General features: G+C 68.9%; 5 protein-coding genes and 1 pseudogene. 3 read left to right on the top strand and 3 right to left on the bottom strand.

Annotated features, from left to right (window positions below):
* Positions 1-121: 121 nt before the first annotated feature.
* Positions 122-1,051, top strand: coding sequence for a DUF885 family protein (locus E8A49_RS23105; RefSeq protein WP_366928855.1), 930 nt, complete (start codon positions 122-124; stop codon positions 1,049-1,051).
* Between the two features lie 173 nt (positions 1,052-1,224).
* Here E8A49_RS23105 and E8A49_RS23100 read toward each other — a convergent pair whose 3' ends face one another.
* A complete protein-coding gene (locus E8A49_RS23100) occupies positions 1,225-1,728 on the bottom strand; it encodes an SRPBCC family protein (protein ID WP_293386658.1) in 504 nt (167 codons plus the stop codon).
* Between the two features lie 279 nt (positions 1,729-2,007).
* On the opposite strand from E8A49_RS23100, the gene E8A49_RS23095 reads away from it, so the two are divergent.
* The gene (locus E8A49_RS23095) at positions 2,008-2,925 is read left to right on the top strand and encodes a LysR family transcriptional regulator (RefSeq protein WP_293386657.1); all 918 of its coding nucleotides are present in this window, start codon (positions 2,008-2,010) and stop codon (positions 2,923-2,925) included.
* Between the two features lie 459 nt (positions 2,926-3,384).
* A pseudogene (locus E8A49_RS23090) lies at positions 3,385-3,795 on the top strand (DUF2817 domain-containing protein); the annotation flags it as partial.
* Between the two features lie 75 nt (positions 3,796-3,870).
* On the opposite strand, the gene E8A49_RS23085 reads toward E8A49_RS23090, so the two are convergent.
* A complete protein-coding gene (locus E8A49_RS23085; protein ID WP_293386656.1) occupies positions 3,871-4,593 on the bottom strand; it encodes a PEPxxWA-CTERM sorting domain-containing protein in 723 nt (240 codons plus the stop codon).
* A gap of 486 nt (positions 4,594-5,079) precedes the next feature.
* On the bottom strand, positions 5,080-6,900 hold the full coding sequence (locus E8A49_RS23080) for a LuxR C-terminal-related transcriptional regulator (protein WP_293386655.1): 1,821 nt from the start codon (positions 6,898-6,900) through the stop codon (positions 5,080-5,082).
* Between the last annotated feature and the right edge of the window lie 113 nt (positions 6,901-7,013).

Below are 7,013 nucleotides of genomic sequence, written 5' to 3'. Positions count from 1 at the left end.
ATCGCCAGATCGCCCTCCTGAGCAAAATGCGGCTCCGTGCCGTCCACACCGCCGGCGTCGCCCGCCTGCCCCAGGGCGAGGCTTTTTACGCCCTGGGGCTGAACAGCGGACCACCTCTGATATGCCGGCGACGGAAATTCACCAGAGGGGCCTCGACCTCGTGAAGATCCAGTGCGCCCAGGCGGACGGCATCCTGAAGGCGCAGGGCTACACCCAGGGCTCAGAGGGCGCTCGACTGCGGGCGCTCTTCAATGACCCAAAGCTCCGGTACGCCAACACGGACGCGGGCAAAGCCAAGCTGATCGCCGACCTGAATGCTAAGGTCACAGAGGTCCAGGCCAAACGTCCCCGATGGTTCGGGACGCTGCCCAAGGCCAGGCTGGTCGTCCGCCGCGTGCCTCAGGCCATCGAAGCCGGCGCGTCGGGTGGCTACTATGAAAGCGGTTCGCTTGATGGGACCCGGCCCGGCGCCTACTACGTCAATCTGCGCGACACGGCGGAGCTGCCCGCTTGGGTGCTTCCGTCGATTACCTTCCACGAAGGCGTCCCCGGCCATCACCTGCAGCTCTCGCTGGCCCAGGAAGCGGACGTGCCGTTGATCCGCAAGGGCGGGAGTTTCGCCGGCTATACCGAGGGCTGGGCGCTCTACGCTGAGCAGTTGGCGGTGGAGATGGGCCTGTACGAGCACGATCCGCTCGGCCACGTCGGCCAACTGCATGAATCCTTGTTCCGCTGCGTGCGCCTGGTGGTGGACACCGGCCTGCACAGCCAGGGCTGGAGCCGTGAGCGGGCGATTAAGTACGTCGTCGATGTACTCGGTGACTCCGAGGCCGCCATGGCCAGCGAGGTCGAGAAATACTGCGTGTGGCCGGGCCAGGCCTGCAGCTACATGCTGGGCAAGCTGGACTGGCTGCGCCTACGCCAGAAGGCGAAGGACGCCCTTGGGCCGCGTTTCGACATCCGCCGTTTCCACGACGCGGGCCTCCTGTGGGGCGCCATGCCGCTAGCGGTGCTGGACCGGCGCATCGACGCCTACATCCAGGAAGGCTGATCACTCCGAGCGACGGTATCCCCCCACTCGCGACTGGCTTGACCAAATGCCCTTCGGAACACGGGGAGACCGGTCCGAGCGACCACTCCGAGAGTGGGGCGAAGTTTCGAACAAAGTGCTCCGAACCTAAACTGCTGTTCGTGGCTGGGAGGGCGGCCGGGGAACACCCCTGACTATTGGCCCTCCGCGACCCACTTGAGGGTCGCCAGCCACAAGTCGTGGCCCCGATGCATGAGGCTCTCGTCGGTCTCGCGCAGGTGGGCGGCGTCCTTACCGACGCCGGCTTCGTCCATCACCACCAAGCAGTCCGCGCCCCGCGGGGTGAGGAACCAGGTGTGGTAGAAGGTCGGCTGCGCGCCGGGGGCGTAGCCGTACCACCCGAGCCGCGAGTATGGGACGTATTCGTGGACCCGGCTTTCGAGCGGCAGACCGAAGGTGGTCCAGCGCCAGGCGGTCCCGTCGCCCAGGACCCTCGCCCCGTTCAACAGGGCCACGTCCTTGGCGTTCGGATACCACTGGGGCCACTTTTCAGCGTCGACGATGTGACTCCAGACCCTCTCGCAACTGGCGTGGATCAGCAGCGAATTGTGGGAGAAGAGGTCCGCGGTCTCGGGAATGAAGCGTGCGGGCCAGTGAATGTCCGTGGCGAGGGTTGCGAGATCAGACTGCATGGTCATCGGGGTGGGCTTTCCAAGGGGGGTTACGGGCTGAGCGGAAGCGTGCGGAGGCGTCAGGGTGAGCGCGGCCAGAGCCGCGCCGAGGACCGTGGCCCCCAGTCGCGCTATCGGTCGGTTATTCATGGCGATATCTCCATTCCCGGGGGCCGTCGGGGCCGCCGTCGGGACACCTTTTGGGCCTCTACCTTCCCAAGGTGAAACGCGGCTTGGTCCGAGGACTGATGACGGTCCGTCCTGAATGACGCATGATCTTCCCGGACAGCCGCCGCGGGTCTGCCCATGCCCTTCGACGCCCGATTGCTTTCCGGCGTGAGCATCCTCTCAGCCGTCGTCGAAGCGGGCAGCTTCGTGCGCGCCGCCGAGCTGCTGAACATGACCGCGTCTGGCGTCAGTCATGGGATCGCGCGTCTGGAGGCCCGCGTGGGCGCACGGCTATTCAATCGAACGACCCGGGCGCTCCACCTCACCGACGAAGGTCGGCGGCTCTATGAGCGCGTCTCGCCGCTCCTGGGAGAGATCGAGGCGGCGGCTGACGAAGCGTCCGGCGCGACCGAAGTCGTGCGTGGGCGTCTGCGCGTCAACGTCGACCCCTTCTTCTCACGCCTCGTGCTCGCCGCTCATCTGGCGGCGTTCCTGCAGGACAATCCGCAGCTGCGACTGGAGCTTGTAGCCAGCAACGCAATCGGCGACCTGGTCGCCGAAGGGTTTGATCTCGCCGTCCGGTTCGGCGACCCGCCGCCCGCCAGCACCCTTGTCACCCGCAAGCTTGCAGAGACCCGCATCCTGACGGTGGCGGCGCCGGCCTATCTGGAGCGGCGCGGGCGGCCCGCCCATCCCACGGACCTTTCGACGCACGACTGCATCGATTTCCACGATCCGGTGACCGGCCGCGCGTTCGAGTGGGAGTTCCGCCGAGGTCGCGAGGTGCTGCCGGTCGAGACTTCGGGGTCCCTGCTCGTCTCCGATGTCGACTCGATGCTGGGGGCCTGTGTGGCCGGGGCGGGCGTCGCCCAGGTCATGGCGCTCGGGGCGAGCGATCTGGTGGCCCGCGGCGTCCTGGTCGAGCTCTTCCCCGATTGGCCAGATGAGCGCTTCCCGCTCTATGCCCTACTGCCGGGCCGCGGCCGCTCACCGGCGAAGGTCCGCGCCTTCCTGGAGCTGTGCCACGCCGCGACTCTTGCGAACAGTGCCGTCTAGTGGGGTTCTGCGGAAGGCAGACCCTGCAAGTCTCCAATGAGTTGAAGCTGCACACCTTCAAGGGACATGTCAGATTAACTCCTCTGAGCCCAGAGATCCCCTACAAACCAACATCCAGCTCGCTGCGGTTGCGGCACTCCCCTCTTACCACCATCGACATTCGATAACTTTCAGACGGGAGCGCACCCTGCATCTAGTTCCCCGTTATTGAAAAGCACCAACCACGCATCCAGCGGTTGCGCTACCGAACGTGCCGAGATCGTAGGCAGATTTAAGCTCACCGACCCCTGAGGCCCATTCGCTGCCTCCTAGCGCGGCGTCCTCGAGCAAATCCACTCCTGGCACAAGCAGAACGGGGGAACTGATCTGTGGACTCAGGTCGGCCCCCTTCCTAGATGGCTGCGACCACGGCTCTTGCGACGGTTCGACCTCGCGGGCGCGTTGGATGGGGCGCCGAAAATGAATTCCGCCGAGAGCTTCAGTCCCGACTACCGGGCGGCGCGCACCAAGTTCCTCGAGGCCGCCGGCGCAGCCGGTGCAGCGCTTGAGACCATGCCCCATCCCGAACGCGGTCCTGATGGCGGCGAGCTCGCGACCGACGTGGCCTGGATCGGGCCGCGCGATGCTGAGGCCGTCCTGGTGATGATCAGCGGCACTCACGGGGTGGAAGGCTTTTGCGGCTCCGGCGCTCAGGTGGACTGGCTGCGGCGCGAGGAGCACCGAACCTTGCCGGACGGGGTCGCGGTGCTGATCGTCCACGCCATCAATCCCTATGGCTTCGCCTGACTACGACGGGTGACCCACGAGAACGTCGACCTCAACCGCAACTGGGTCGACTTCAATTCGCCGCGCCCAGCCAATCCCGGCTACGAGGCGCTGACCGACGGCGCGGACAGATCATCTTGCGGACCGGGATGCGACGCCTGGCATCGCATCCCGCGCAGATCAGGCGAAGACCGGTGTCCGACGACGCTGGCGCAACGCCGCCCCCGCGCCGCCGAAGCCCGCGATCATCAACGCCCAGCTCGCGGGCTCCGGCACGCCGCCCATGCCGGCGCCGGTGGCGACGCGCGCGGTGGTGACGCTGAAGGATCCAAAGTTGTCGCTGAAGCAGCTCGGGGCGCCGCTGTAGCCGCAAGCGTCGGTCAGGCCGAGGAAGAGTGTGGTCGCCCCGGTCGGCACGTAGAAGGTCTGCGTCGCGCCGGTCGCGTCGCCCGTCAGGCCGTCGCCGATGAAGAACGCCTGCTGCAAGAGCGGCGACAGCGAAGCGAACGACGTTCCGCCCGAGAAATCCAGAGCCGTCGGCGCGGTCGGCGACGGCGAGCCGGACACGAACGTTCCGGCGAGGAAGCCCGCCGTCGAGGTGGTGATCCCGGAAATCCCATTGGCGCCCGTATTGAACTCGCCGGAGACCGACCCCGCGCCGTCGGCGTCGTTGTAGTTCCCGCCGTTCACCGTGACCGTCGCGCCGGTGGAGGCCGAGAAGGTGAGGGAGGTCAGGCCCGTCACGTTGATGGCGACCGCAGAGTCGCCTGGCAGGGACGCGCCCGACAGATTGTAGAGGTCGTCGGAGGCGTTGACCGTTACGGTGGCCGCCTGTGCGGCCGAGGCCCCAAGGGCGAGCCCAGCGGCGGACGCTGCGGCCGCCAAAAGCAGGTTTAGCTTCATGTTACTTCCCTCCAAGGCCCCTAATGGGGATGCGCGGGGCGACCGTCCCAGCCTGACGCTGAGGGGAACCGCTCAAATCCTAAAGCGGCGCCCGTTCGGAAAAGCGGTCAGGTCTTTTGGGGGTTTTTTGGAAGGATGTTCGACGGCGGGCTGATCAGTTGTGGGCTCATCGCGCAACTCCAGCTCACTGGCGCCTGGAACCAGAGGTTGCCGAGGCCCGCCGGCCCTCACCCTGTGCGAAGAGCGCAGCGCCGCGACGAGGGTGGCGCAGAGGACCGCCGGATATGCCGAAGCCCACGATCATCAACACCCAGCTGACAGGCTCCGGCGCGCCGCCGGCGGGGCGAAACGGCCGCCCCGCTTATCGATATGTCGTCGACGTATCGGCGCCGCTGCCCGTGGACGTGAACGTTTCCAGTTCGTGGTCGCCCCGTCGCGCCGATCCAGGGCCGAAGGTCTGCGGTCCACGGTCAAGCGGCCGCCACGCTACATCTCCGACAGCAAACGGATGAACGCGTCCGGATGGGAATATGGCAGGAGCAGCCCGCCGCTCGGAAGGGATTTGAAGCGGACATCGGGGAGGTCGGACCAGGGCTGTCGCCAGTCCTCGTCGCCGAGTTCGGCGCAGGACACGACCGTCCAGGTCTTGCCGCCGACGGCCGAGGGCGGCGTCCAGCCGCCGGCGTAGACCAGGCGTTCCCGGATAACGCCGAGCGCGGTGCGGGCGACCATCGCCTGGATATCGGCGACCATCCAGGCCAGCAGCGCGGGGTCGTCGAGCACGGCGATGTCGCTCGGGACGCCGCCCTTGAAGCTCTCGCGCAGCAGGGTCGCCACGCGCTCGCTGCGAATCTGGCGGCGCAGCACCTCGAAGAATGGGTGGATCAGCTCCGGATGGGCGCGCAGGATGCCGGAGGCGATGGACACGCCGAAGCGGCGGCGGCCGGGATGGGCTGCGGCTTGCGGGTTGAGGAGCAGGGCGCGCCCGACGCGGTCGGGATGGGCCTTGGCGAAGGCCAGGGTCGGCGCCGCGGCGATGTCGCGGGCGAAGATGTCGGCGGCGTCCTGGCGCAGGAGATCGAGGATCGCGGCCACGTCGCCCGCCGCGGCCTGCAGGTAGTCGCCGTCGTCGATGTCAGTCAGGCCGTAGCCTGGTCGCTGGGGCACGAGGGGGCGCCATCCCGCGGCCTGAAGCCCCCGGCAGAGCGCCGGCGGCAGGGTGCGGCCGCTCGCCAGGGCGTGCTGGAAGATCAACGGCCGTGCCGGGTTCGGCCCATAGTCCATGAAGGCTACACGCCGCCCGTCGGCCCTGGCGACCATGCGCAACCGTCCGGGCCCGAGGTCCGGCAGGGGCGCAATCTCCGCGGCGCGGGCGATGCGTTCGAGGGCGCCCAACTCGGAGGCGGCGCGGCTCAGGTCCTTGGCCTGGCTGAGGCCGGTCTTGGCGAAGGCGGAGCGCAAGTGGGTCTTCACCGTCTCGCGGGTGACGCCGAGGGTCGCCGCGACGCGGGCGGCGGTCTCGCCCCGGGCGGTCAGGCGCGCGACGCGGGCCTCGCCCGGGGTGAGGTTCATCGCCGCGCCGAGGGCCTCCAGGTCCTCGCCCTGCGAGACCTGGCACACCAGATCGGTGAGGCGGCGCACCAGGGCGGCGGTGCGCCGGACGCCCATTTTGCGCATGGCGCCGTTGAGCGCGTCGCGGGCGGTCTCGCGGCCGATGCGCAGGCGCGCGGCGGCGATCTCCAGGGTCGGCGCCTCCAGGAGGGCGACGGCGACGCGAACCTCGCGGTTGGTCAGCCCGAAGGCCGCGGCCGCGTCCTCGGCGAACTTCGGCAGGCGCAGGGGGACATAGGCCAGCAGCGCCCAGCGGCGCCCGCCGCCGGCCAGGGCGGCGCGGAGTTCGGCGGGCATTGGCCAGCCGACGGCCTGGTCCGGCAAGGCGGCGCAGACCGCCGCCGGGACGCCGGCCAGGGTCTGGACGAGGCCAACGGAGGGCTCGCCCGCGCCGGCCGCCTGCAGCAGGCGAAGCAGAGCCGGGACGCCGAGGTCGTCGGAGAACATCGCCAGGAAGGACGCATCGGCGGCCCGGGCCCGGCCCCGGCTGTCGACCACGGCGAAGGACAGGGCCGCGGCCGGCGCCATGGCCGAGGGCACCAGGTCGAGCGCCAGGCCGCCCAGGGCATCGGCCACGGATTGCAGAAAGCCGTCGTCGTCCAGCGTGGGCGCCGCGCCGGGCGGCGCGCCGGAGACCGCCGCGATGGCGTCCGGAAAGGATCCCGGTCGAGGGGGGCCAGAGCGGTCCGTGGTCATTGTCGCTTTCGGCGCCGATCGCGGTCGCGCCCCGGCGCACCCCCGCGGCGGGGTTCGATTTCCCCCAAAATGGGGGAGGCGGCCGAACGTTCCAGGCCGCACGAAGGAGGCCC

It is taken from the genome of Phenylobacterium sp. (genome assembly GCF_004799515.1).
GTDB lineage: Bacteria > Pseudomonadota > Alphaproteobacteria > Caulobacterales > Caulobacteraceae > Phenylobacterium.
The sequence above is the reverse complement of the archived record's forward strand: the minus strand, read 5'-3'. Positions and strand labels throughout refer to the sequence as shown.